Source organism: Arthrobacter sp. B6 (genome assembly GCF_001663775.1).
Taxonomy (GTDB): domain Bacteria; phylum Actinomycetota; class Actinomycetes; order Actinomycetales; family Micrococcaceae; genus Arthrobacter.
The window spans coordinates 3,218,861-3,244,139 of the sequence record NZ_KV467168.1 but is presented as its reverse complement, the minus strand read 5'-3'; the positions used below and the strand labels follow the sequence as shown (position 1 = coordinate 3,244,139).

At 65.4% G+C, this 25,279-nt stretch carries 21 protein-coding genes and 1 tRNA gene; 15 read left to right on the top strand and 7 right to left on the bottom strand.

The genetic code is table 11. The annotated features are described in order from the left end of the window. Positions 1-137 precede the first annotated feature (137 nt). A complete protein-coding gene (gene acs / locus AU175_RS14390) occupies positions 138-2,183 on the top strand; it encodes an acetate--CoA ligase (protein WP_066291156.1) in 2,046 nt (681 codons plus the stop codon). Positions 2,184-2,415: 232 nt separating this feature from the next. Beyond that, complete coding sequence (locus AU175_RS14385; RefSeq protein WP_066290136.1) at positions 2,416-3,201, top strand: DeoR/GlpR family DNA-binding transcription regulator; 786 nt, start codon at positions 2,416-2,418, stop codon at positions 3,199-3,201. A 13-nt stretch (positions 3,202-3,214) separates the two neighbouring features. Here AU175_RS14385 and AU175_RS14380 read toward each other — a convergent pair whose 3' ends face one another. Together AU175_RS14380 and AU175_RS14375 are read right to left on the bottom strand one after the other, a co-directional pair. Then, positions 3,215-4,234 (bottom strand): LacI family DNA-binding transcriptional regulator, encoded by a 1,020-nt coding sequence (locus AU175_RS14380; protein WP_066290135.1) that lies wholly within the window; start codon positions 4,232-4,234, stop codon positions 3,215-3,217. 14 nt (positions 4,235-4,248) lie between these two features. Then, entirely contained in the window at positions 4,249-5,451 is a 1,203-nt protein-coding gene (locus AU175_RS14375; protein ID WP_066290132.1) for a Gfo/Idh/MocA family protein, read from the bottom strand. Between the two features lie 212 nt (positions 5,452-5,663). On the opposite strand from AU175_RS14375, the gene AU175_RS14370 reads away from it, so the two are divergent. The 6 genes from AU175_RS14370 (at position 5,664) to AU175_RS14345 (ending at position 12,979) form a co-directional block, all read left to right on the top strand. Continuing rightward, positions 5,664-6,605 carry a carbohydrate ABC transporter permease gene (locus tag AU175_RS14370; protein WP_066290130.1) on the top strand — a complete coding sequence of 314 codons (942 nt, stop codon included), beginning with the start codon at positions 5,664-5,666 and terminating at the stop codon, positions 6,603-6,605. 9 nt (positions 6,606-6,614) lie between these two features. Then, positions 6,615-7,541 carry a carbohydrate ABC transporter permease gene (locus tag AU175_RS14365; protein WP_066290127.1) on the top strand — a complete coding sequence of 309 codons (927 nt, stop codon included), beginning with the start codon at positions 6,615-6,617 and terminating at the stop codon, positions 7,539-7,541. A 44-nt stretch (positions 7,542-7,585) separates the two neighbouring features. Beyond that, positions 7,586-8,926: an ABC transporter substrate-binding protein gene (locus AU175_RS14360; RefSeq protein ID WP_066290124.1), complete on the top strand. Its 1,341-nt coding sequence runs from the start codon at positions 7,586-7,588 to the stop codon at positions 8,924-8,926. A gap of 96 nt (positions 8,927-9,022) precedes the next feature. Further along, positions 9,023-11,227 (top strand): alpha-galactosidase, encoded by a 2,205-nt coding sequence (locus AU175_RS14355; RefSeq protein WP_066290123.1) that lies wholly within the window; start codon positions 9,023-9,025, stop codon positions 11,225-11,227. A 190-nt stretch (positions 11,228-11,417) separates the two neighbouring features. Then, positions 11,418-11,900: a type II 3-dehydroquinate dehydratase gene (gene aroQ / locus AU175_RS14350; protein WP_066290122.1), complete on the top strand. Its 483-nt coding sequence runs from the start codon at positions 11,418-11,420 to the stop codon at positions 11,898-11,900. A 2-nt stretch (positions 11,901-11,902) separates the two neighbouring features. After that, the gene (locus tag AU175_RS14345) at positions 11,903-12,979 is read left to right on the top strand and encodes a DUF2332 domain-containing protein (RefSeq protein WP_331711946.1); all 1,077 of its coding nucleotides are present in this window, start codon (positions 11,903-11,905) and stop codon (positions 12,977-12,979) included. 24 nt (positions 12,980-13,003) lie between these two features. Here AU175_RS14345 and AU175_RS14340 read toward each other — a convergent pair whose 3' ends face one another. Continuing rightward, positions 13,004-14,188 (bottom strand): MarP family serine protease, encoded by a 1,185-nt coding sequence (locus tag AU175_RS14340; RefSeq protein ID WP_066290120.1) that lies wholly within the window; start codon positions 14,186-14,188, stop codon positions 13,004-13,006. Positions 14,189-14,462: 274 nt separating this feature from the next. On the opposite strand from AU175_RS14340, the gene AU175_RS14335 reads away from it, so the two are divergent. Together AU175_RS14335 and AU175_RS14330 are read left to right on the top strand one after the other, a co-directional pair. Further along, positions 14,463-15,140: a Crp/Fnr family transcriptional regulator gene (locus tag AU175_RS14335; protein ID WP_066290118.1), complete on the top strand. Its 678-nt coding sequence runs from the start codon at positions 14,463-14,465 to the stop codon at positions 15,138-15,140. A 559-nt stretch (positions 15,141-15,699) separates the two neighbouring features. Continuing rightward, a complete protein-coding gene (locus AU175_RS14330; RefSeq protein WP_231938574.1) occupies positions 15,700-15,870 on the top strand; it encodes a hypothetical protein in 171 nt (56 codons plus the stop codon). Here the strand turns inward: AU175_RS14330 and AU175_RS14325 are convergent. From AU175_RS14325 to AU175_RS21805, 3 genes are read right to left on the bottom strand one after another with little or no spacing between them, the layout of a single operon-like run. Next, positions 15,867-16,778, bottom strand: coding sequence for an NUDIX hydrolase (locus AU175_RS14325; protein ID WP_066290114.1), 912 nt, complete (start codon positions 16,776-16,778; stop codon positions 15,867-15,869). The genes AU175_RS14330 and AU175_RS14325 overlap by 4 nt on opposite strands. 16 nt (positions 16,779-16,794) lie before the next feature. Continuing rightward, positions 16,795-17,328 carry a RidA family protein gene (locus AU175_RS14320; RefSeq protein ID WP_066290112.1) on the bottom strand — a complete coding sequence of 178 codons (534 nt, stop codon included), beginning with the start codon at positions 17,326-17,328 and terminating at the stop codon, positions 16,795-16,797. 2 nt (positions 17,329-17,330) lie between these two features. Then, a complete protein-coding gene (locus AU175_RS21805) occupies positions 17,331-17,486 on the bottom strand; it encodes a DUF4177 domain-containing protein (protein ID WP_011693223.1) in 156 nt (51 codons plus the stop codon). A gap of 37 nt (positions 17,487-17,523) precedes the next feature. On the opposite strand from AU175_RS21805, the gene AU175_RS14315 reads away from it, so the two are divergent. The 5 genes from AU175_RS14315 (at position 17,524) to AU175_RS14295 (ending at position 24,778) form a co-directional block, all read left to right on the top strand. Continuing rightward, positions 17,524-19,806 carry a transglycosylase domain-containing protein gene (locus AU175_RS14315; RefSeq protein ID WP_066290110.1) on the top strand — a complete coding sequence of 761 codons (2,283 nt, stop codon included), beginning with the start codon at positions 17,524-17,526 and terminating at the stop codon, positions 19,804-19,806. Positions 19,807-19,812: 6 nt separating this feature from the next. After that, on the top strand, positions 19,813-20,757 hold the full coding sequence (locus tag AU175_RS14310) for a metallophosphoesterase (protein ID WP_066290109.1): 945 nt from the start codon (positions 19,813-19,815) through the stop codon (positions 20,755-20,757). A 158-nt stretch (positions 20,758-20,915) separates the two neighbouring features. Then, entirely contained in the window at positions 20,916-22,736 is a 1,821-nt protein-coding gene (locus AU175_RS14305; RefSeq protein ID WP_066290108.1) for an ABC transporter ATP-binding protein, read from the top strand. Beyond that, a complete protein-coding gene (locus AU175_RS14300) occupies positions 22,733-24,601 on the top strand; it encodes an ABC transporter ATP-binding protein (protein WP_066290105.1) in 1,869 nt (622 codons plus the stop codon). Before AU175_RS14305 ends, AU175_RS14300 begins: the two co-directional genes overlap by 4 nt. A gap of 100 nt (positions 24,602-24,701) precedes the next feature. Then, a tRNA-Pro gene (locus tag AU175_RS14295) sits at positions 24,702-24,778 on the top strand. A 181-nt stretch (positions 24,779-24,959) separates the two neighbouring features. Here AU175_RS14295 and AU175_RS14290 read toward each other — a convergent pair. Further along, the gene (locus AU175_RS14290) at positions 24,960-25,187 is read right to left on the bottom strand and encodes a hypothetical protein (protein ID WP_066290103.1); all 228 of its coding nucleotides are present in this window, start codon (positions 25,185-25,187) and stop codon (positions 24,960-24,962) included. Positions 25,188-25,279 lie beyond the last annotated feature (92 nt).

Sequence of the window (25,279 nt, the reverse complement as noted above, 5' to 3'; positions counted from 1 at the left end):
CACTAGTCTTGTTTTCGGAACAGCTCTTTGCGGCAAGTCCGTGATCGGCCGCTGCCCAATGCCGCGCGAAGCGGCGGAGCACGGCCCGGCCACGGTGCAGGCCGCGCAGCAAAGATCTATGAATGATGAGGTTCACCATGTCCCAGGACACTCCCGGCTCCACCGCCACCGCTCCCGAATCTTCCGTGCAGGGCGACCAGCAGGGCGACGCCTTCGAAAACCTGCTGCACGAGAACCGCAAGTTTGCGCCGACCCCCGAATTCGCTGCCGACGCCGTTGTCACCGCAGCCGACTACGAGGACGCGGACGCTGACCGTCCGGCGTTCTGGGCCAGGCAGGCCCGTGAACTGCTCACCTGGTCCAAGGACTTCGACGAGGCGCTTGACTGGTCCAACCCGCCCTTCGCCAAATGGTTCGTGGGCGGGGAGGTCAACGCCGCGTACAACGCCCTGGACCGCCACGTGGAGAATGGGCTCGGGGACCGGGTGGCCATCCATTTCGAAGGTGAACCCGGCGACACCCGCACCTACACCTACGCCGAACTCACCGAGGAAGTGAAGAAGGCCGCCAACGCCTTCGAGTCCCTCGGCGTGGCCAAGGGCGACCGGGTGGCCGTCTACCTGCCCATGATCCCCGAAGCGGTCATCACCCTGCTGGCCTGCGCCCGCATCGGCGCCGTGCACTCCGTGGTGTTCGGCGGGTTCTCCGCCGATGCCTTGCGCTCCCGCATCGACGACGCCGAAGCCAAGCTCGTGGTCACGGCCGACGGCACCTACCGCCGCGGCAAGCCCAGCGCCCTCAAAACCGCCGTGGACGACGCCCTCTCCCGCCAAGGCGACGGACACACCGTCCGGAACGTCATAGTGGTCAAGCGCAACGGCCAGGACGTGGACTGGCACGAAGGCCGGGACCACTGGTGGGCCGACACCGTCGACGCCGCCTCCCCGGAGCACACCGCCGTCGGGCACGACTCCGAGCACCCGCTGTTCATCCTCTACACCTCGGGTACCACGGGTAAGCCCAAGGGCATCCTGCACACCACCGGCGGGTACCTCACCCAGACCGCGTACACGCACAAGGCCGTCTTCGACCTGCACCCCGGGACGGACGTCTACTGGTGCACGGCCGACGTCGGCTGGGTCACCGGCCACTCCTACGTCGCCTACGCCCCGCTCATCAACGGCGCCACCCAGGTCATGTACGAAGGCACCCCGGACTCCCCGCACCAGGGCCGCTGGTGGGAAATCGTGGAGAAGTACAAGGTCTCCATCCTCTACACCGCTCCCACCGCGATCCGGACGTTCATGAAATGGGGCCGGGACATCCCGGACAAGTACGACCTCTCCTCGATCCGCGTCCTCGGTTCAGTTGGCGAATCCATCAATCCCGAGGCCTGGATGTGGTACCGGGACGTCATCGGCGGCAACGCCGGCAAGAACGGCGAGAAGAAGGAGAACCCTGCACCCATCGTTGACACCTGGTGGCAGACCGAAACCGGCGCGCAGATGATCGCTCCGCTGCCCGGGGTCACGGCCACCAAGCCGGGCTCCGCGCAGGTGCCGCTGCCCGGCATCGCGGTGGACGTCGTGGACGAAATGGGCGAGTCCGTGCCCAACGGCCACGGCGGGTTCCTGGTCATCCGCGAGCCCTGGCCCGCCATGCTCCGCGGCATCTGGGGCGACCCCGAACGGTTCAAGGACACCTACTGGTCCCGGTTCGAGACCATGTACTTCGCCGGCGACGGCGCCAAAAAGGACGAGGACGGCGACATTTGGCTCCTGGGCCGCGTGGATGACGTCATGAACGTCTCCGGCCACCGGCTCTCCACCACCGAGATCGAATCCGCCCTGGTCTCCCACCCCTCCGTGGCCGAAGCCGCGGTCGTGGGCGCCGCGGACGAAACCACCGGCCAGGCAGTCGTCGCGTTCGTCATCCTCCGCGGCGACGCCGTGGACTCCGGCGACGCCACTATCCAGGACCTCCGCAACCACGTCGGCAAGGAAATCGGCCCCATCGCCAAACCCAAAACCATCCTCGTGGTCCCGGAACTCCCCAAAACCCGCTCCGGCAAGATCATGCGCCGCCTCCTCAAGGACGTCGCAGAAGGCCGCGACCCCGGCGACGCCACCACCCTGGCAGACAACACCGTCATGCAGCAGATCGCGGCCTCGCTCCGGAAGTGAGTGCGTGGCTGGGGCGAGGAGAGGGACTCATGCTCCGCGTGCTAGCTCGTTCCTCGCTTCTGACGCACGCTTCCGCATAACTCCCACTCCTCGTCGGCGGCGCTTCTCACCACTGTGGGCGGCGCCGTCGCCGTTTGCCTGAAGCAGCGCGCGGAGGATGACTGCCACTGCTCAGCGGTGGTGACGCCTAGACTGGACCCAGCCCTGTCGCCTGCCTAAAGGAACCGCCCCGATGCTCCCTGCCGCTCGACATCAGGCGATTGTGGACGCTGTCCAGCGGGAGCGGGTTGTTCGCGTGTCCGATTTGGCCCAGCAGTTGGGCGTTTCGCTGATGACCGTGCGCCGGGACATTGAACTGCTGGAGGAAGGCGGCCTGCTGGAGCGCATCCATGGCGGGGCGAAAATTCCGGGCGACACCAGCACCCACGAGCCTGGATTCGACCTGAAGTCCACGCAGTTGACCGCCGAGAAGCGGGCCATCGCCCAGGAGGCGGCCGGACTGGTGCACGAAGGCATGGCCGTGGGCCTCAGCGCCGGAACCACCACCTGGGCCCTGGCCAGGGAACTGGTCAACGGGCCGCGCATCACCGTGGTCACCAACTCGGTGCGCATCGCGGATCTTTTCCACCACGGCCCCCCGGCCGGGTCAGCCCGGTACGGTTCCACGGTGATCCTCATCGGCGGCGAGCGCACGCCGTCGGACGCTTTGGTGGGACCCATCGCGACCGCGGCGCTGAAGCAGCTGCACCTGGACGTGCTGTTCCTGGGCGTGCACGGCATGGACGCCGATGCCGGGTTCACCACGCCCAACCTCCTGGAGGCCGAGACGGACCGGGCCTTTGTGGCCGCGGCGCGTACCGTCGTCGTGCTGGCCGACCATACCAAGTGGGGCATGCTCGGGATCAGCACCATCGCGGCCCTCGACGAAGCGGACGAGGTCATCAGCGATTCCGGCTTGAGCCCGGAAGCCCGGCGGATCCTGGCCGAGAGGACCGGAAAGCTGCGGATCGCGGGCTAGAAAGCGCCCTCGGTTAGGGACAGCCGCAGGACTGGCGGACGTGCAGTTGGGTGGGGAAGATCCGGTGCCGGGGCTTCTCGCCACGGCTGGCTCCCACCAGTGCTGCCACCGCGGCCTCCGCCATGACGGCCACGGGTTGCTCGACGGTGGTCAGCGGGGGCCAGGAGTATTCAGACTCAGCGGAACCGTCAAAGGACGCCACCGCCATATCGCCGGGCACGGCCAGGCCGGCCTCATGGATCGCCCGCAAAAGACCAATCCCCTGCATGTCAGAGGTGGCAAAGATCGCTGTCGGCCGGTTGACCGAGGCCAGGAGGCGCTGCCCGGCCAGGTATCCGCCGGGCCGGGTGAATGCGCTGTACACGATGGGCCCCTCGGGCAGGCCCGCCTCCTGCAAAGCCTCCCTCCAGCCCACCTCACGGCCGTCTGTGCTGTCGGAAACGTTGGTGCCCATCGCCAGGCCAATGTTGGTGTGGCCGTGGCCAATCAGGTGCTGCACGGCAATCCGGGCGCCGGCAGCGAGATCCACTCCGATGCTGTTGAAGCCGGGGGCGTCCCGTTCCTGGTTCAGCAGCACCGAAGGGATGTCTGCCGTTTCCAGCACCTCAAGGTCGGGTTCAAAGAGCACGCTGGCCAACAGCACGCCGTCCACCTGCCGGGCAGCGAGGTTGCGGATATTGCGCCGCTCCTTGGCCAGGTTTCCGTCCGAGTTGCTGAGCACCAGCGCATAACCCAGATCGGCGGCTGCGTCCTCCACCGCGTGGGAGAAGAGGGCGAAAAAGGGGTTGGAAATGTCCGGGACCACGAGCCCCAACGTCTCGCTGGAGCCAAGCTTGAGCGCACGGGCGGCTGCATTCGGGCGGTAGCCCAGGACGCGGATGGCATCCTGGACCTTCGCTTCGGTTGCGGGCGCCACTTTCTTCGGCCCCCTGTTGACCACGTAACTGACGACGGCGGTGCTGACGCCGGCATACCTGGCGACGTCCTTGCGGGTGACCGGGGCACGCGGCGCATGCGCTGCTGGAGTCGTCATGGGGTCCATGCTAGCTATCGGATTGCCGGGGCGTCGCCGAAGTCGCGGATGGGCAGCCGCTCCCCGCCGCGGAGGGCCGACTGGTGCGCCACGATGCCGGGCAGCGTGAACCGGGCAGCAACCCAGGCGTTGACCGGCGGCAGCGTGCCGCTGTTGACCGCTGTCACGAAGTCGTCCACCAGGAAGTGGTGGCTTCCCTCGTGGCCGTTGGGTGCGCCGCGGAACTCCTCCGGAAGCCGTTCGGCGTCGTGGACGGGCGATAGCCCGGAGACGAACGCGTCCCTCAGCTCCGGGGCGACGTTCGCCAGCGACGGGTCGTCCAGGGACATACTGGGGCGTGTTTCCAGCTGCTCTGAAATGTCATGGACGTTTTCCTTGTCCTGCCAGACCGTAACCTTTGCGAGCTGCTCGAAACTGGCCTCCGTCCCGAAGAACCGGAACCTGGACTCCCTGATGTGCGAGGGGTAGCCCACGCGGCGCATCTCATTGGTGCGCATGACGCCGCCGTCGTTGAGTTCAAAGAGGGCCGTGGCGTTGGAGAAGTCGTTGCCGAACATGCTGACCTCCTTGTCAAAGACACCGTCGTTGCGGTCATCCTTGACGCCAACGCAGCTGACGCTGACCGCGTGGGCCGGGACGGCACCCAGCACTCCCCCGACCGCGTGCGTGGGGTACAGCATGGGCGGGTAGCTGGCGGTTTCCTTCCAGCGGTCACCGCCGCTGTACTGGTAAGCATCGTAGAAACCCAGGTCCATGTCGTGGACGTAGTCGCCTTCGGTGTAGAAGATCCGCCCGAAGCTGCCGGCCGCAAGCTGCTTGCGCGCATAAACGGTGGCAGGGTTGTAATAGCTGGTCTCCCCCATCATGTAGGTCAGGCCGGTCTCCTGGACCGCGTCGATGATCCGGGCAATTTCTTCCTCGGATATGGCCATGGGGACGGCTGAGTAGACGTGCTTGCCGGCGCGGAGCGCCTGCTCCACCAGCGGACCGTGCGTCCAGCGTTGGGTGAAGATGGCCACGGCGTCGACGTCGGAGGCGAGGAGGGCGTCAAAGCTCGGCTCCGAACCGGCCAAGTGGTAGCGGTCCACTGCTTCGGCCGCACGCTCCGGAAGCTCGTCCACCACCCGCACGGCACTGACCCCCGGGTGGAGATTGAACAGGTGGGCAAATTGGCCACCAAACTGGCCAACGCCTACTACGCCGACTGAAAAGGTCATGGTCTCTCTTTCAAGGGTGCTGGGAAACGGCGCCTGGCAAGCGCTGTCCATCAGGATTCCCAGTGTTACACCGGGATCTACTCGAGTCAATAGCCTAGCAACTGGATAAATCCTTACATGCTCAGGCAGAAAATAACACTTGCCACCTCCTATCTACTCGTGTAGATTTCTCGGCAGTTGTTATCCACATCACAGTCAGGAAAGGGTCGACGATGACCACCCTTGCCAAGCACACGAGATCCGCCCCGCCACAGTCCGAAGCACCCGCGCCGCGAGGCGGTCACCGCCGGCTCGGCGACCTCAAGATCGCGCTCCTCTTCATCGCCCCCGCCATGATCGGGTTCGTCTTTTTCTACGTCGTCCCCACCATCCGCGGCGTGTACCTGAGCTTTACGGAGTACAACATCCTGGGAGACCCGGAATGGATCGGGATGGACAACTACACGGCGATCGCCAAGGACCCGCTCTTCTGGAATTCCCTGGCCGTCACAGGGCAGTACGTCTTCCTCAACATCGTCCTCCAGACCGCCCTGGCCTTGGGGCTGGCCCTCCTGATGCACCAGGTCGCCAAGTCCACCCTGATCCGCGGCGCCCTGCTCCTGCCCTACCTGATGTCAAACGTCATCGCCGCGCTGCTCTGGTTCTGGATGCTGGACTACCAGATCGGCGTAGTGAACCAGTTCATCGAATGGGCCGGACTGTCCCGCGTCGCGTTTTTCGGAAGCGAGGAGTGGGCCATTCCCACCCAGGCCGTGATCAACACCTGGCGCCATATGGGCTACACCGCGCTGCTGATCTTCGCCGGGCTGCAGGCCATCCCGGGCCACGTCTATGAAGTGGCCAAACTGGACGGCGCTTCACCCTTCCAGACCTTCCGCAAAATCACCATTCCGCTGCTGCGGCCGGTGCTGGTCCTGGTCCTCGTCGTCACGGTGATCGGCTCCTTCCAGGTCTTCGACACCGTGGCCGTGACCACCCAGGGCGGCCCCGTCAACGCCACCCGCGTCATCCAGTACTACATCTACCAACGGGCCTTCACCGAGTCGGACTTCGGCTACGGCTCCGCCATCGCCGTCATTCTCTTCCTCATCCTCGCCCTGGTGGCCTTCATCCAGATGAAGTTCCTTAAGGGCAACGAGTCGGACCTGGACTAAGGAGCCCTCATGACCACCACCACCAGCCGCGCACCGTTGCCGGCCCCAACCCGCCGCCGTCGTCCTTTCAACCCCCGACGCGCGGGCGCGTGGGCCCTCCTTGTCCTGGCCATCGCGGTCTCCGTCCTGCCGTTCCTCTGGGTGCTGCGCACGGCGCTGTCCACGAACGCGGCACTGGCTTCCAATTCGGCCAGCCTGCTTCCCGCGGAATTCACCTTTGGCGCCTTTATGCGGGTTTTTGGGCTGCAGAGCCCCGCCGATGCCGTCGCAGAAGGCGGCTCCGGTGCCGCCATCGACTTCTGGCTGTACCTGCGGAACTCCATCGTCTTCTCCTCCATCACCACAGCCGGAGCGGTGTTTTTCAGTTCAATGGCCGCCTACGCCTTTGCCCGGCTGCGCTGGAGGGGCCGGAACGCCGTCTTCAGCCTGTTCCTGGGCACCATGCTGGTTCCGCCGATATTTACGGCCCTGCCGAACTTCCTGCTGATCAAGAACCTGGACCTGCTCAACACAATGCTCGGCATGGTCCTGCCTTACGTCTTCATGACGCCGTTTGCGATCTTCTTCCTGCGCCAGTTCTTCCTGAACATGTCCCGCGAGGTCGAAGAGGCGGCAATGCTCGACGGCGCCAAGCACCTGCGCATCTTCTTCCAGATCGTGCTCCCCAACGCCGCAGCCCCCATCGCCACACTGGCGCTGCTCACCTTCATCGGCCAGTGGAACGAGTACTTCTGGCCGTTGCTGGTCGGTTCCCAGGATGACGTCCGCGTCCTGCAGGTGGGCCTGGGCGTCTTCAAATCACAGTCTCCGCAGGGGGCGCCGGACTGGTCCGGCCTCATGGCCGCAACACTGGTTTCTGCCCTGCCCGTCCTCATCCTCTTCGCCGCTTTCGGCAAGAAGATCGTCAACTCCATCGGCTTCTCCGGTATCAAGTAGTCCCCCGCCAAAACCATCCGCATCCCCGAACGGAAAGTAGAACCATGAAGAAAACCCTAGGCGCCGTCGCCGTCGCCACAGCTGTGGCACTCTCCCTGTCCGCCTGTGGAGGCTCATCCTCCTCGGCCGAATCAGCCAAGGGGGAGATCAGCTACTGGCTCTGGGACGCCAACCAGCTCCCGGCCTACCAACAGTGTGCTGACGATTTCACCAAGGCCAATCCGGACATCACAGTCAAGATCACCCAGCGCGGGTGGGATGACTACTGGAGCACGCTGACCAACGGCTTTGTGGGCGGCACCGCCCCGGACGTCTTCACCAACCACCTTGGACGCTACGGCGAACTCGCCGAAAACAACCAGCTCCTGGCCATCGACGACGCCGTCGAGAAAGACAACGTGGACCTGTCGGCCTACAACGAAGGCCTCGCCGAGCTCTGGGTGGGCCAGGACGGCAAGCGCTACGGCCTGCCGAAGGACTGGGACACCATCGGACTGTTCTACAACAAGGCCATGCTCGCCAGCGCCGGTGTCACCGAGGACCAGATGAAGGACCTCACCTGGAACCCCGAAGACGGCGGAAGCTACGAAAAGGTCATCGCCCACCTCACTGTGGACAAGAACGGCAAGCGCGGCGACGAAGCCGGCTTCGACAAGAACAACGTCGCTGTCTATGGCCTGGGCCTTAACGGCGGCGGCGACTCCTCCGGCCAGACGGAGTGGAGCTACCTCACCAACACCACGGGCTGGTCCCACACGGACAAGAACCCGTGGGGCACGCAGTACAACTACGACGACCCCAAGTTCCAGGAAAGCATGGAATGGTTCGCCGGACTGGCCAACAAGGGCTACATGCCCAAACTGGAGACCACGGTCGGTGCGAGCATGGCGGACACCTTCGCTGCCGGCAAGTCGGCCATCAACGCCCACGGTTCGTGGATGACAGGCCAGTACACCGGTTACCAGGGCATCGAGGTAGGCATCGCCCCCACCCCGGTTGGCCCGGAGGGCGAGCGTGCATCGATGTTCAACGGCCTGGCCGACTCGATCTGGGCCGGAACCAAGAAGAAGGACGCCTCCATCAAGTGGGTCGAGTACCTCGCCTCGGCTGACTGCCAGGACGTCGTAGCCTCCAAGGCCGTTGTCTTCCCTGCCCTCAAGTCCTCCTCCGACAAGGCTGCCGAAGCCTTCAAGGCGAAGGGTGTGGACGTTACCGCATTCACCGAGCACGTCAAGAACAAGACCACGTTCCTGTACCCGATCACGGACAACACCGCCAAGGTCAAGGGGATCATGGAGCCCGCCATGGACGCAGTGGTGTCCGGCAAGGCGCCGGCCAGCTCCCTGACCCAGGCCAACGAACAGGTCAACGCCCTCTTCAAGTAGGCCACCAGCTAGACCGGCTGCGCGCCGCGGGCGTCGTTCTCCCGCGGCGCGCAGCCTTTTCCACTTACTTTCACACCCTCCAAAGGACAGCATTTTATGGACCCCCTCCACCTCCGTTCCGCCGGCACCAGCCTGCTGATGAGCTTCGACAGCGGAGAGGCCGAGGTCATCCACTGGGGCGCGGATCTTGGCAGCACCCTTCCGGACCTCGCCGTCCTTGGCGCTCCGATCCCGCATTCCGCCATCGACGCCACCGTGCCGGCAGGACTCCTGCCGCAGGCTTCCTCCTCCTGGCGTGGCCGTCCCGCCCTCCGCGGCCACCGGTTCGCCGACGGCGTCGCCGGCCTTGACTTCTCGGCCCGCCTCCGCGTCGTCACAGGAGCCGCCGAGGGCAACTCCGCTGCCATCGTCCAGTCCGATCCCGACGCCGGCCTGACCGTCTCGTCCTCCCTGATGCTGCACGACGGCGGCCTGCTGGAGCTTCGGCACACCGTCACCAACGACGGGATCACCCCTTACCAGCTCGATGAACTGGCCACTGTCCTCCCGGTGGCGCCGGACGCCGTCGAACTCCTTGACCTGACCGGGCGCTGGTGCCGGGAACGCCACCCGCAGCGCCGCCCCATCCAGCAGGGCACCTGGGTCCGCACCGGCCGGCACGGCCGCACCGGGCACGACTCCTCGCTGCTTTTCGCCGCCGGCACCGCAGGATTCGGCAACCGCCACGGCAAGGTCTGGGCCACGCACCTGGCCTGGAGCGGCAACCACGAGCAATTCGCGGACAGCATCGCAGACGGCCGCACCATGATCGGCGGTTCGGAGCTTCTCGGCCCGGCCGAAGTCATCCTTGAGCCAGGCGCCAGCCACACCACGCCGGCGCTGTTCGCCGCATATTCGGGCCGCGGCCTGGACGGCATCAGCGAGGCGTTCTACAGCTGGTTCCGGTCCCGCCCGCACCACGTCCTGCCCGCCGCGGCCACCGCCACCAACCCGGGCAAGCCCCGCCCCGTGGTGCTCAACACCTGGGAGGCGGTCTACTTCGACCACAACCTGCCCACCCTGATCGAGCTGGCTGATTCCGCCGCCGAACTGGGAGTGGAGCGTTTCGTGCTCGACGACGGCTGGTTCCGCGGCCGCCGCGACGACCACGCCGGGCTGGGCGACTGGTACGTGGACGAGTCACTCTGGCCGCACGGCCTCACGCCGCTGATCGACGCCGTCACTTCCCGGGGGATGGAATTCGGACTCTGGGTGGAACCGGAGATGGTCAACCTCGATTCCGACATCGCCCGCGCCCACCCCGAGTGGATTGTGGGCCCTGCTTCGCTCTCGCACAAGGACGGCGGCCGGCTGCCTCTTGAGTGGCGGAATCAGCATGTGATCGACCTCGTGAACCCTGAGGCGTGGCAGTACATCTTCGACCGTGTGGATGCGCTGCTGCGTGAGAACAACATCAGCTACCTCAAGTGGGACCAGAACCGGGATTTGCTGGAACACGGCCATGCCGGACGCTCCTCGGTCCACGAACAGACCCTCGCCGCCTATCGCCTGTTTGACGAACTCAAGAAGGCCCATCCCGGCGTCGAGATTGAAAGCTGCTCCTCCGGAGGTGCACGCGTGGACCTGGGGATCCTGGAACGCACGGACCGGATCTGGGCCTCGGACTGCAACGATGCACTGGAACGGCAGACCATCCAGCGATGGACCGGGCTGGTGGTCCCGCCGGAACTGGTGGGCGGGCACGTTGGCCCCACCACCTCGCACACCACGGGCCGCACGCATGATCTCTCATTCCGCGCCATCACTGCGCTGTTCGGACACTTCGGCATGGAGTGGGATGTCCGGCAGGTTACCGGCGGCGAACGGGAGGAACTCAAACGCTTCATTGGGCTCTACAAGGAACACCGGGACCTCATTCACTCCGGGCGCATGGTCCGCGCGGACGTCGCCGACGGCTCCCTGATGCTGCATGGCGTGGTGGCGCCCGTGGCTGGCTCAGCAGGACCTGCCCCGGGTACGACGGCGGCGCTGTTCGCCTTGGTCAGCACCCGCACATCCTTTGCCGAGCAGGCGGGCCGGATCACCATCCCCGGGCTGGAACCTGACCGCGCCTACCGGGTGGAAGCCATCTTCCCGGCACCGGTCGATGCCGACTACGCGCACACCTTCACCCAGGTCCAGCCGCCGGCCTGGCTTGCGGACGGCGCTGTTGCCGGCGGCCGCTTCCTGGCCGAAGTGGGCCTGCCGATGCCCAACCTCAACCCGGAACACGCCCTCGTGCTGAGGTTCACAGCGCAGTAGGCACTGGACCTCCTGGCATCGGTTGCTCCGTAGCGGCCCGTTTGAAGGCTCAAAACGGCAGTGGGCCCACGCCGGCAGGGTTCCCTGGCCGAGCTTGCGAGGCGAGGGGGCCGGTGGGGAGCAATCGATGGTGAATTGAGCTGGCACAGGGACGGCGGACTAAGGGCTGCCATCACCTAAAGTTGGCAGCATGAACGAATCCGATCAGAGCGCCCCGGCAGGTACGCAAGCGGCTGCCGGCCGCGGCACCATCCTTGTGATCAACGGACCCAACCTCAACCTGCTGGGGACCCGCGAGCCGGAAAAGTACGGCACCTCCACGCTCGCCGACGTCGAGCGGCTGGCCGCCGAGGCGGCAAAGGCGCACGGGTTCGCAGCGGAGTGCGTCCAGTCCAACCATGAGGGTGTGCTCCTGGACGCCATCCACGCCGCCCGGGGTGCCGCCGTCGGCATTGTCCTGAACGCAGGCGCGTTTACCCACACCTCTGTTGCCCTGCGCGACGCCCTGGCGGCGGTGCAGCTGCCGGCCGTCGAGGTCCACATCACCAATGTGCACCAGCGCGAAGAGTTCCGCCACCACTCTTTCCTGTCCCCTGTTTGCGCCGCCGTGATCGTCGGCGCCGGGGTATTCGGCTACAAGCTCGCCATCGACTACCTGGCCGAAGCGCTGTAGCCATGGGCGCCGGGCCGGATCCGCAGCCTTCGGCCGGCCAGGTCCGTATGCCGGCGGACCCCGGCGGGCACACGGCCGGGTGGTACCGGCACTTTGGCAGCGTGGAAGCGCCCGGCTCCTCGCCCTGCTACGCCGAATGGACGCTGGGGATCGCCGACGACCCGGAGCTGATCGCCCGCATTGAGCGTTGGCCGCACGACAAGCGCCAGCCCAATCTGCTCCTCGCCGCCGCCCGGTACCTCGGGGCCGAACCGGGACCTTTTGCGCACTTCCGCGACTTCCTTGAAACCCGTTGGGACGACGTCAGCGCCATTGTCCTCTCCCGCTCCACGCAGACCAACGAGGCTGGCCGCTGCGCCACCCTGCTGCCGTCGCTTGCTGCCATTTCCGTAGCCGAGGGGAAGCCGCTGGCGCTGCTGGAGGTAGGTGCCTCGGCGGGGCTGGGACTATATCCGGACAGGTACGCCTATGAGTACGACGACGGCACAACAGTCACCAGGCTGTCTCCGGCGCCTGTCCCGGAGGGGTCCGCCGCGGCTCCCGTGATGAAGTGCGTCACCAGCGGCGCGGTTCCCTTGCCGGCTTCGCTCCCGTCCGTGGTGTGGCGGGCAGGGATCGACCTGAACCCGCTGGACGTTGGCGATCCCGAGGACGTCGCGTGGCTCGAGGCGCTGGTGTGGCCCGAACAGGAGTTCAGGCGATCGCGGCTGAGGCAGGCCGTGGCCATCGCCCGGCAGGATCCGCCTCTACTGGTCGCCGGCGACTTGAATGACCAGCTTCCGGGTTTGGCCGAACAGGCGCCCGACGATGCTGCCCTGGTGGTGTTCCACAGCGCTGTGATGGGCTACCTGAGCGCCGCCGGCCGTTCCGAATTCCGGCGGACCATGCAGCGGCTCGCAGCCGGCCGCGGCTGCCATTGGCTCAGCAACGAGGGGCACATGGTCATTGCCCAGGAGGACGGCTCCAACGTGGTCCCGGAGGTGGACCCACAACGGATCATGGGCAGGTTCCTCCTCACCCACAACGGCAATCCTGTGGCCATCACCGGGCCGCATGGCCAGAGCCTCGAGTGGCTGTGACCCCGCTGGTCCCTGGAAGAACTGCTACTTCTGAATGCACTGTCCGGAGGACACGGGAGCACTCAGCCCGGGCGCCTGGGATACGACCGGTGTGAGATCGTCCATGGTAATGGCGAAGCCCATTTCAGCATCCGAAGTCGCTTTGGCAAAGATCACGCCGGCCACGAGGCCCTCGGTGGTCAGCAGCGGGCCTCCCGAGTTGCCGGACTGGACGTCACCGGCCAGCCGGTAAATCTCCTCTGGTGCGGGGCTGTTGCCGTAAATGTCCGGCACCAGCACGGTGGTGATGTCCTGCACGGTGGCAGGTTTCGACTGGAACGGACCGCCATGCGGATACCCGGCGAAGGCGGCAGGGCTGCCATTGGGCAGGTCAGGGCTTAGGGCCAGCGGTTCGGACGGCAGCCCGTCGACAGCCAGGACTGCGAGGTCATGCCGGGTGTCGAAGTAAACAACGCGGCCCGGCATCGCGCCGCCCCCCGGAACCTCCACAACCGGCTGCGACACGCCCGCCACGACGTGGGCATTCGTCACGACCCGTCCCGGTGACACAACAAACCCGCTTCCGGTCTGGTTCTGGCCGCATTCAAAGGCGGTGCCCGCAATTTTCAGGACCGATTCCGCCGCCCGGTTCAGGGCAGGCGTGTCCGTGCTGGCATCGGGGACCACCACCGGCTGCCCCTGTTCGAGGCCTTCCAGGAGCGTGGGTATGCCGTTGCCGATCACCGCGGAACGCAACTGGGCCATGGTGGCTTTCACGGGGTTGGGCGTGAGGCCGTCGATGAACCGGATCACCTTGGATTCGGCCAACTGCTGGGACACCAGGGGGACACCGAGGGAACTGACACTGAACGCGAGCATGGACATAACCAGCGCTGAGACCGCCACGTTCACGGCTCCGCCCACCAGCCGGTCTGCGGCGCGCAGGGGCCTGATCCGCACCGCGCCGCGGATTTTCCGGCCGATCATAGTGCCCGTTCCGTGCCCCATGACCATCAGGACGACGGCGGCAGCCACAATGGCGGTCAGCCGCCACCCTGAATCATCAACAAAGCCGCTGACGAGGGGTACCGCGAAAAAGGCGGCCACAGCGCCGGCTGCGAACCCGGCGATTCCGCCCAATGTCACCAGGAACCCGTTGCGCAGACCGTAGCCCAGATACGACAGCAGGGCCAGGATCAAGACCAGGTCCAGAACAGTCAGGCCAAACACCAAGGCTCCTTATAAACAGTTGAAACCCAATTCTAGTGTCGCCGGCTGACAATATTCTGTGGATCTCCGCAGCCCCGGATACCGGACCCGCAATTCTTCGAATGCGATCCAGGCAATGCCGGGAGGAATACTTCCCGCGTTGTCCGTGAGGCCCCAAGGGGGCTTCCGCACCGGCGCTTCCGGGCGTTTCAGCTGCCAAGTACGTCACAGAACCTTGAAAATTCTGGAACAATGGCACAAGCGCCACAGCCGACACTTTTATTCAGGAGATTTTATGGACATCGAGGTACTGCGCCGAGCACCCCTTTTCGCCACGCTCGACGACGAAGCATTCCGTCTGCTGACGGACGAGCTGACCGAGGTGGACCTTTCCCGCGGAGCTTCGGTTTTCCGCGAAGGCGACCAGGGTGACCAGCTCTACTTCATCGTCTCCGGCAAGGTGAAGCTGGGCCGCACGTCGCCGGACGGCAGGGAATCCCTGCTGGCCATCCTTGGTCCGGGCGAACTCTTCGGCGAAATGGCGCTCTTTGACCCGAGCCCGCGTCCCGCAACCGCCACTGCCGTGTCGGAAACCCGCCTCGCCGGGCTAAAGAACGAGAGCCTCAACTCCCTGCTGCGCACCCGTCCGGAAGTTTCGGCCCAGCTGCTGCAGGCCCTGGCCCGCCGCCTGCGCCGCACCAACGACTCCCTCTCGGACCTGGTGTTCTCCGATGTGCCCGGCCGCGTGGCCAAGGCGCTCCTGGACCTGGCAGACCGCTTCGGCCGCCCGGCCACGGACGGCGTCCTGGTGGCGCACGAACTCACGCAGGAGGAACTGGCCCAGCTGGTGGGTGCCTCCCGCGAGACTGTCAACAAGGCACTGGCCGAGTTCGTCCAGCGGGGATGGCTGCGCCTGGAGGCCCGCGCCGTCGTGATCCTGGACATGCAACGCCTCCGCCAGCGCTCCCGCTAGCATCTAACGGTTAAGGCCCTCAGGCTGACATCCGCCCCACCGTCACCCAGCCTCGCAAGCTCGGCCGGGGACCCCTGACGGTGTGGGCCCTGCGTGCTGCTCCTTCGTCGCTTTGACGCGCACGCTTCCGGATGCCGCCTCAGGGCCTTTGCGTCGAAACAGGTGGGCGCTACCCGGCTCAACAAAACCCACCTACCAACCCTCTCTCACATCCTGCAGCCTTTCCGTGAACCCTCTCTCACATCCTGCAGCTTTTCCGTGAACCCTCTCTCACATCCAGCAGCCTTTTGCCGTCAGTTGCCTTTCAACAGCCGGCACCCAGCGTAGAACGGGGCCCCGTGCTGCGGGCCGGGACGGCAGTAAGTGCAACAGCGTTCCCAAGAAACCTGCAAAAGGTGAGAGAGCGTCCGCCCAAAACCGGTCAAAAGTGAGAGAGCGTTTGAGCTAAGCGACGGCAAACGGCGGCCACACAGCGAACTCAACCAACAGCGTTTCGACTGCTCGGCCACCGAAGCGGCGGTAAAATTGAGGCACGAGGTGCATCACAATGTCCGTGGCTATGGCTGTTGCATTGATCCTGCTGGCCTTGGCGTTACTTGCCGCCATGGTGGGCACGGTGGTCCTGGTGATCCGCGACGGCCGGGGCCAAATTCCGCTGGAGCCGTCCGTTCAGCCCTGGACTGCGGGGACCCTTCCCAGCCGTCCCTACTCCACGCTCCGCCGTATTTAGCGCTCGCGCTGCGGGTCGCCGGCAACGGTCTTGGCGGCTTCGACTTCGAGCATGAGCTTGCCGTCCTCTTCCACGAGCCGCGGCTGGTATACGTGGGCCTTGCGCTTGTAGCTCAGGTAGGCGATGCAGCCGTTGGCCGCGGCCATCTTTTCGAGCATGATTTCCGAACCGGGAACGAGGAGCTGGCCGAGAGTGCGGCCCACGGTGTTCTCCACCCCCACTTCGTCGCCCAATGCGGTGGTGTCACGATCAGCAATCACCTGGGCGGCATTCACCCAGCGGCCCCACACACCCTTGCTTTCAAGGAGGGTGGGCTGCTGGTTCATGGGCACGGTCGCTGCAAAGTAGCGCGTGTCGAACCGGTGGTGCGCGAAGTCCGGGCTGCGCCAGTTCACCAGGGGTTTGAGGAGGTCGGTCCGCACCGATAGTCCCCGCTTGGCCAGGACCTCGGTGAACGACTTCTCCTGGGTGGCCACCAACTCCCGTGCCTTCATCCACTCCGGGGTGGACGTGGCCTCCACGGTACTGGCAAGGTCCGGTCCCGCCAGAAGCACGCCGGTCTCCTCAAACAGCTCCCGGATGGCTCCCACCACATGGCGCCGCGCCAGCCCGACGTCGTCCGTTCCCATCTGCTCGGCCCAATGCTGTGGTGACGGGCCCAGCCAACCCAGCGGGTCGTCGTCGGACGCGTCCAGGGAACCGCCGGGGAAGGCGAGGACCCCCAGCGGCGAGGAACCAGGACGGTAGCCGAGCCAGGTCTCCAGGCCGGTGGGGGAATCCCGCAGCAGGACTACGGACGAGGCGAAGCGGGCAGCGCGGGGCGTCCGCTCGCCGTGGTCGAGCCAGCTTTGTGCCGCCCCTTCAAGATCGGGGGGAAGGGCGAACAGGCGTCGTGCGAGTTGAGGCAAAGGAAGTGACCGGTCCTTAGCTGAATTCAGCGATCAGTTCGACTTCTACGGGAGAGTCGAGCGGCAGGACTGAAACGCCGACGGCGGAGCGGGCGTGCTGGCCCGCGTCGCCCAGGACGCGTCCCAACAGGTCGGACGCGCCGTTAATGACACCCGGCTGGCCGGTGAAGGAGGGCTCGGAGGAAACGAAGCCCACGACCTTCACGATCCGGGTGATGCGGTCAAGGTCGCCAATGACGCTCTTGACGGCGGCAAGGGCGTTGACGGCGCAGACGGCGGCAAAGCGCTGGGCGTCCTCGGGGGACACTGTGGGCTCGTCGGCGTGGCCTTCGGTGCCGGTGGACACCTTGCCCGTAGCTTCGAGTTTGCCGTTAATAAACGGCAGCTGCCCGGAGGTGTAGACGTGGTTGCCGGAGATCACTGCCGGCACGTAGCTGGCCACGGGGGCGGCCACCTCCGGAAGCGTCAGTCCGAGCTCGGCAAGGCGCTGCTCAACGGCTGAAGTTGGCGCGGTTTCCGCGCCGGACGTGGTGTCTGCAGGGGTGCTCACGGTTACTGCTTCTCCCTCTTGAGGTAGGCAACAAGCCCGTTGCCGTCCGGTCCGGTGACCACCTGCACGAGCTCCCAGCCGTCCTCTCCCCACTGGTCCAGGATCTGCTTGGTGGCGTGAATAATGAGCGGAATTGTCGCGTACTCCCATTTGGTCATGAGAGAAAGACTAGTCCTTGCCGGTAAAGTGGAAAACATGGTGACTCGTAAGAACCCCATTTTCGACACAGCCACTACCCTCGGAAAGATTTTAGGTTTCCTTGGCGTGAGCGCTATTTGTGGTGTCCTGGTGGCTGGCCTGCTGGTTCCCGCTGCCGCCGTCTCGGGCAGCGCAGCAAGCGGTTCGATCGAGTTCTTCGACACCCTCCCGGCGGAGCTGAAGGTGGACCCGCCCAGCCAGTCCACCAAAATCTTGGCCTCGGACGGCAGCCTCATCGCCAACCTGTATGAGGAGAACCGGACCAAGGTCTCCCTGGACCAGATCTCTCCCTTCATGAAGGAAGCTGTCATCGCCGTCGAGGACAGCCGGTTCTACGAGCACGGCGGCGTTGACACCACAGGCATCCTCCGGGCCGTAGTCAGCACGGCCCGCGGCAACAAGCAGGGTGCCTCCACCATCACCCAGCAGTACGTCAACAACGTCCTCAACGCCAACCTCGCCGCAGAGGGCAACGAGGAGCAGATCAAGCTCAACGGCGTCAACAAGGGCGTAGGCGACAAGCTCCGCGAAATGAAGCTGGCCATCGCGCTGGAGAAGGAGTTCACCAAGGAGCAGATCCTTGAGGGCTACCTCAACATCGTCTTCTTCAACCGGGACGCCTACGGCATCGAAGCCGCCTCCAGGTTCTTCTTCAGCACCACCGCGAAGGACCTGACCCTGCCACAGGCCGCCCTCCTGGCCGGCCTGGTCAACAGCCCCTCTGCGTTTGACCCGATCACCAACCCGGACAACGCCAAGCAGCGACGCGACCTTGTCCTGAGCCTGATGCTGGACCAGGGCAAGATCACGCAGGCAGACCACGACGCCGCCGTAGCCACGCCCGTGGAGCCGAAGGTCACTCCCGCCCGACAGGGCTGCGCGTACGCCACCACCGCGCCCTACTTTTGCGACTACGTCCTTCACCTGCTGCTGAACAACCCGGCCTACGGCGCAGATCTCGAAGAGCGTACGAATGCCGTTTTCCGCGGCGGGCTGACCATCACCACGACGCTGGATGTCAACGCCCAGAACGTTGCCCAGGCAGAGTCGGACGCCGCGGCCGGTGCAAACCCGGATAAGTGGGGCGCCTCCATCGTCTCGGTGCAGCCCAACACCGGCAAGATCCTGAACATGGCACAGAACACGTCATTCCTGCCTGCCGAGGGCAAGTTCAACCAGACCCAGAACTTCAATGTGGACAAGCTGGACAAGGAAGGCAACGACCTCAACGGCCTGGGCGGTTTCCAGCCCGGTTCCACCATGAAGCCCTTTACGTTTGCCCAGTGGCTTGACGAGGGCAAGTCCATGAATACGAACATCAACGCGTCGGTTCGTAAGTATCCGCAAAACTTCCCGTGGCGGAACACTTGCCCCGACCCTACGGTCGGCTGGTATGATGCCCGGGTTCCAGGCAGCTTTGACCTGCAGAACTCGGACGAGGGCTACTACCGCAACATGACGGTCCTGTACGGCCTGATGAACTCCATCAACACGGCCACGTTTGCTTCCGCGGCCCAGGTTGATCTTTGCGGCATTCAGAAGATCGTCGACGCCGTTGGCATTCACGGCGGCCTGCCCACGGCTGAAGATCCCAACCCGCAGGTCAAGATGACCACCCTGGCGAACCTCATCGGTTCCACCCAGACGGCTCCGCTGACCATGGCCGCCGCGTTTGCCACGTTCGCCAATGACGGCAAGTACTGCGAGCCCATCGCCATCACGTCCGTCACGGACCAGACCGGCGCCCAGCTTCCGGCCCAGTCCTCCAACTGCAAGGACGCCGTCAAACCCGAGGTGGCCCGCGGCGTTGCTTACGCCATGGGTGAAGTGCTGAACGGCGGCTCCGGCTCGCTGATCCAGCCGCGGTTGTCCACCAAAACCAACTTCCCGGTGGCGGCCAAGACCGGTACCAACGACACCAACGGTTCGACGTGGGTAGTGGGCTACACCACCGGCGTGGCAACTGCTGCCTGGTTCGGCGACCCCCTGGGCGACCAGAAACGGCTGGGCCGGAACCTGACCGTGAACGGCAAGTTCTACAAGGCGGTCGACGGTTACATGATCGCCGGTCCTATGTTCTCCAAGTACATGCTCCAGATAGCCCCCGCCTACGGCACCAATCCGTTCCCGGCTCCGCCCAGCAACTTGCTGGGTGGCCCGCCGGCCCGCACAACGCCGAGTTCACCGGCGAAGTCGGCCGCGCCGCAGCCGCCGAGCCAGCCGTCTCCCGCGCCGAGCGGCAACGGCAACGGTAACGGCAACAACGAAGAGAAGGACTAACTGCTCATGGCAGTCAGTCCTGCGTTGGCCAGCCGCGTCCGGACCATCGGGCGCGGCTTTGCCGTCACCACTGCTGCCGGGGCCGCCGCAGGGCTGGCCGCCGTCGGATACGGGTTGTGGGAAAAGAACCAGTTCGTCCTGCGCGAGGAAACCCTGCCCATCCTCCCTGCCGGCCAGCAGCCGTTCACGATCCTGCATCTGAGTGACATCCACTTCGTCCCGGGCCAGGACAGCAAGGCGGCCTGGCTGCAGTCCCTCGCGTCCCTGAAGCCGGACCTCGTGGTCAACACCGGTGACAACCTCAGCCATGTGAAGGCGGTCGACCCGCTGCTCAAGGCCCTTCGGCCGCTACTGGAGTTCCCGGGCGTCTTTGTCCCGGGCTCCAATGACTACTACGCACCCAGTTTGAAAAACCCTGCGGCGTACCTGCTGGGCCCGTCCAAGGTGAAACGGGAAAACACGGAACTGGACTGGCCGCGGCTGCGCGCCGGCTTCGGCATGGGCGGCTGGGTGGACCTGACCAACCGGAACCAGTCACTGGTCCTGAGGGGCATGCGGTTCGACTTCTCCGGCGTGGACGATCCGCACCTGAACCGGGAGCGGTACGCCGGCTGGCCACGGGGAACCAAGGGCCAGGACGAGAACGCGCACCTCCGCGTGGCTGTCATCCACGCCCCCTACCAGCGGGTCCTGGACCATTTCACGGAAGACGGTGCGGACCTGCTCCTCGCCGGGCACACCCACGGCGGACAGCTGTGCGTTCCCGGTTACGGGGCGCTGGTGTCCAATTGCGACCTCCCCACATGGCGGGCCAAGGGCCTCAACAACTGGGAGAGCAACGGATCCACGACGCCGGTGAACGTCTCCGGCGGCATCGGCACCTCCCGCTTCGCCCCCATCCGCATCGCCTGCAGGCCCGAGGCCGTACTGCTGACCCTCACCGCCCCCTAAGAGGGCATCGGCGGGAGGGCGGCGGCTCGCACCATTGCGGAACGTGATAACTGGACAAGCGTTTCCATCCCTCACGAAGTGCTGTGAATCGAATCACCCCATGGCATAGGGTAGTTGCTACGGGAAACTACATTCGTTTTAGAGCTTGAGAAGCGGGCATGGCCAAGCAGACTTCATTTTTCAGATCCATCAGCCGTCTCTATCCCCACGTCAGGCCGATCATCCCCCGGCTCATCATGGGGCTCCTGTGTGCCCTGCTGGCCAGCGTCGTCGCGCTGACCATCCCCCAGGTGCTCCGGGTCCTGATCAATGACTCCCTCCAGGCCGGCGGCGCCACGGACTCCGTCTGGATAGCCGCCGTCATCATCCTGGTCCTCGGCATCGCAGAAGCGGTTCTCGTTGCCCTCCGCCGGCAGTTTGTCATCAACCCTGCCACCACCGTTGAAACCCGAATGCGCGTTTCCCTCTACGGGCACCTGCAGGACCTGACAGTGTCATTCCACGACCGATGGGGGTCCGGCCAGCTCCTCTCCCGCGCCATGACGGACCTGAATTTCCTGCGCCGCTGGATGGCCTTCGGCGCCATCATGCTGGTGGTCACCACCCTCACTGTGGTCATCGGCATTGCAGTCATGTTCTCGATGAGCTGGCAGTTGGCCCTGATTTTCCTGGCCGCGGCGGTGCCCATCATGGCCTACGGTTTCCGCTTCCGGACCCGTTTCAGCAAGGTGGCGCGGCGCAGCCAGGACCAGGCCGGCGACCTCGCCACCACCGTGGAGGAATCCGTCCATGGCATCCGCGTCCTGAAGGCGTTCGGCCGGAGCCGCGAGGCCTTGGAGAACTTCAACGGGCAGGCCGAGGAACTCCGCCAGACCGAGATCTCCAAGGCACGGCACCAGGCCACCTTCACCATGGTGGTCACCCTGCTGCCCGAACTCGCGCTGGGCGCGGGTCTGGTGGTGGGCGTCATGCTGTGCGCCAGCGGCCAGCTGAGCATCGGCGCCCTGGTGGCCTTCTTCGCCACGGCAGCCGTCATCGCGTCCCCTGTCGAGTTCTCCGGCATGCTGCTGGCCATGGCACTCACCGCCAAGACCGCCGTCGACCGCCACTTCGAAGTGATGGATTCGGCCAACACCATCACCAGTCCACCGGAACCCCGCCGGCCCTCCCCGCTCCGCGGGGCGCTGCGGTTCAACAACGCCACCTTCGCCTTTGAGGACGCCCCGGACAAACCCATCCTCAAGGACATCAACCTGGAGGTCCTGCCGGGCGAAACCATGGCCCTGGTGGGCATCACTGGCAGCGGCAAGAGCGCCCTGATCCAGCTGGTCCCCCGGCTGTATGACGTCACGGAGGGCTCCATCACCATCGACGGGGTAGACCTGCGCGAGTTCGACGTCGAAGAGCTCCGGCGCGTGGTGGGCGTGGCGTTCGAGGACACCACGCTGTTCTCCAATTCGGTCCGGGACAACGTGCTGCTCGGTGCGCCAGACCGGAGCGAGGAAGCACTGGATGAGGCGCTCGACGTGGCCCAGGCCCACTTCGCCTATTCCCTCCCCGAGGGCGTGGAAACGCTCATCGGCGAGGAGGGCCTCAGCCTGTCCGGGGGGCAGCGCCAGCGGATTGCCCTGGCCCGCGCCATCGCCGCCCGGCCCCGCGTCCTGGTGCTCGATGATCCGCTCTCCGCCCTGGACGTGCACACGGAGGAGCTTGTGGAGGCGCGGCTCCGTTCGGTGCTGAAGGACACCACCACTCTGATCGTTGCCCACCGGCCTTCCACAGTGGCGCTGGCTGACCGTGTTGCCCTGCTGGAGGACGGCCGCATCACCGCGGTCGGAACGCACACCGGGCTCCTGGCGGAGAACCCGCATTACCGCTATGTCATCGCCAGCCTGGACCGGGAACCCCGTGACCTGGATTCGGAACTTTCGGAGCTTGAGGAAGAGGCACATGTCGAGGCAGGGGAAATCATCCGATGAGCAGCGCAACGTTCGGCACAGCCAACGAGGACAACGCCCACCTCAGCAAAAGTGACAGCAAGGCCGTACGACGGCGGTCGCTCACCTTGCTGCGGTCCCTGATCCGTCCGGTGCGGCTCAGGTTCTGGCTGACCATCGCCACTGTGGTCCTGTCCCAGGCCGCCCGGGTGGCCGGACCTGCACTGATCGCTTTCGGTATCGACCATGCCCTCCCGGCCCTGCAGGCCGGTGACAACTTCCCCTTGGTGCTCACCGGCGTCGGCTACCTGACCGCGGCCGTGGCAACCGCCGCACTGACGGCACTGTACGTCACCTCCACCGCCCGGCTGAGCCAGGCGATGCTCCTGGACCTCCGGGTCCGGGTCTTCCGGCACACCCAGCGCCTGAGCCTGGAATTCCACGAAAAGTACACGTCGGGCCGGATCATCGCGCGGCAGACCTCGGACCTGGAGGCGCTGCGCGAACTGCTCGATTCCGGCGTGAGTTCCCTGGCCTCAGGCATGCTCTTTATGGTGTTCACCGCGGCCACGGTGTTCGCGCTGGACTGGCGGAGCGGGCTGATTGTGCTGGCCGCCGGCGTGCCCATGTACTTCCTCTCACGCTGGTACCAGAAGCATTCCCAGATCGCGTTCCGTGAATCCAGGGTGGTGTCCGCCCGGCTGATCGTGCACTTCGTGGAGACCATGACCGGCATCCGCGCCGTGAAGGCCTTCCGCAAGGAACGCGAAAACGCCGAGCGGTACGGCCAGCTTTCCGAGGACTACCGGCGTGTGACCGTCCGCTCCATCAACCTCAACGGCATCTTCCAGCCCGGACTGGTGCTCATCGGCAACGTCTGCGTGGCGACGGTCCTCCTGTTCGGCGGATTCCGGGTCCTCGGCGGAGACCTCGCAGTGGGCGTCCTGCTGGCCCTGATCCTGTCCACCAAGCGCTTCTTCCAGCCGGTGGACCAGATGGCCATGTTCTACAACTCGTTCCAGAGTGCCCAGGCCGCCCTCGAAAAGGTGTCCGGCCTGCTTGAGGAGATTCCCACAGTCCGGCCGCCCAAGAATGCGGTGGCACTCCGGGATGCCAGGGGCACGGTGGACTTCAAGGGCGTGGAGTTCCGCTACGGCGACGGCCCCGTGGTCATCCCCACCATGGACCTGCACATCCCCGCAGGCCAGACGGTTGCGCTTGTGGGCCAGACGGGTGCAGGCAAGTCCACCCTGGCCAAGCTGATCGCCCGCTTCTACGATGTCTCCGCCGGCTCACTCACGCTGGACGGAGTGGATCTCCGCAGCCTCAGCACCACGGACCTGCGCCGGAACATCGTGATGGTCACCCAGGAAGCGTTCCTGTTCAGCGGGTCCGTGGCGGACAACATCGCCCTGGGCCGGCCGGAGGCTTCCCGCGAGGAGATCGAAGAGGCCGCACGGGCTGTCGGAGCCCACGACTTCATCACTGAACTGCCCGAAGGCTACGACACCGACGTCAACAAGCGCGGCGGCCGCGTCTCGTCCGGCCAGCGCCAGCTCATCAGCTTCGCCCGGGCGTTCCTGGCCCGGCCGGCGGTGCTGATCCTGGACGAGGCCACCTCGTCGCTGGACATCCCCTCCGAGCGGCTCGTTCAGACCGGCCTGGCGCGGCTCCTGCAGGCAACGGCCGACGCCGGCAGTGCCGCAGGTGCGCCGGGTTCGGCAGCTGCCGGCGGGGGCCGGACAGCGCTGATCATCGCGCACCGCCTTTCCACCGTTGAAACCGCTGACCGTGTGCTGGTGGTCCATGACGGCCGCGTGGTGGAGGACGGCACCCCGGCGGACCTGATCGGCGGCGGCGGCCGGTTCGCCGAACTGCACGGGGCCTGGAAGGACTCCCTGGTCTGAGCCCCGCGGCGCCGCGGGCTCAGGCAGGAACGGCCGGTAACCGGATTTCGCATCCGGACCCCGGATCGGCTATTCTTGTAAAGTTGCTTTTGCAGCGGATCGGGATGTAGCGCAGCTTGGTAGCGCGCTTCGTTCGGGACGAAGAGGTCGCAGGTTCAAATCCTGTCATCCCGACCAGAACAAAGAGGGTCTCCCCCAGGGGAGGCCCTCTTTTGTGCGTCCGGCATGATGCCGATTTGTTATCGGCTGTCACAAAGCCCGGCTGGCGGTGTCATCCGCGTCCCTGTTCCGGGCAAAGGAATGGCCCCGGTCCATGGCTTGCATGGTCCGGGGCCTCGCCTCCTTTGGTGAGGAGTGACTACATCGGGTCTGGCCAGTTGCCCACGTACGTGGTGTAGGTGGTATCGCTGTCCGTGGTCTTGTCCTTGCCCTTGTCCTTCTTGGACATGGGATCCGGCCAGTTGCCTACGGCGACCGATACACCGGTGGAGTCAGCGATGGAACCTGCCGACAGGACGGCCGGGGCCGCCGCAGAAAACGCCAGGGCCCCGGCCAGTACGGCTGCGGCTGCAATCTTCTTCAACATATAAGTTCCTCAATACGAGTCGGATTCGTTACAAAGTCAGCACTGTCCTTGTTGACATACATTGTAAAATGTTTTCCACAGGGACTGTCAAG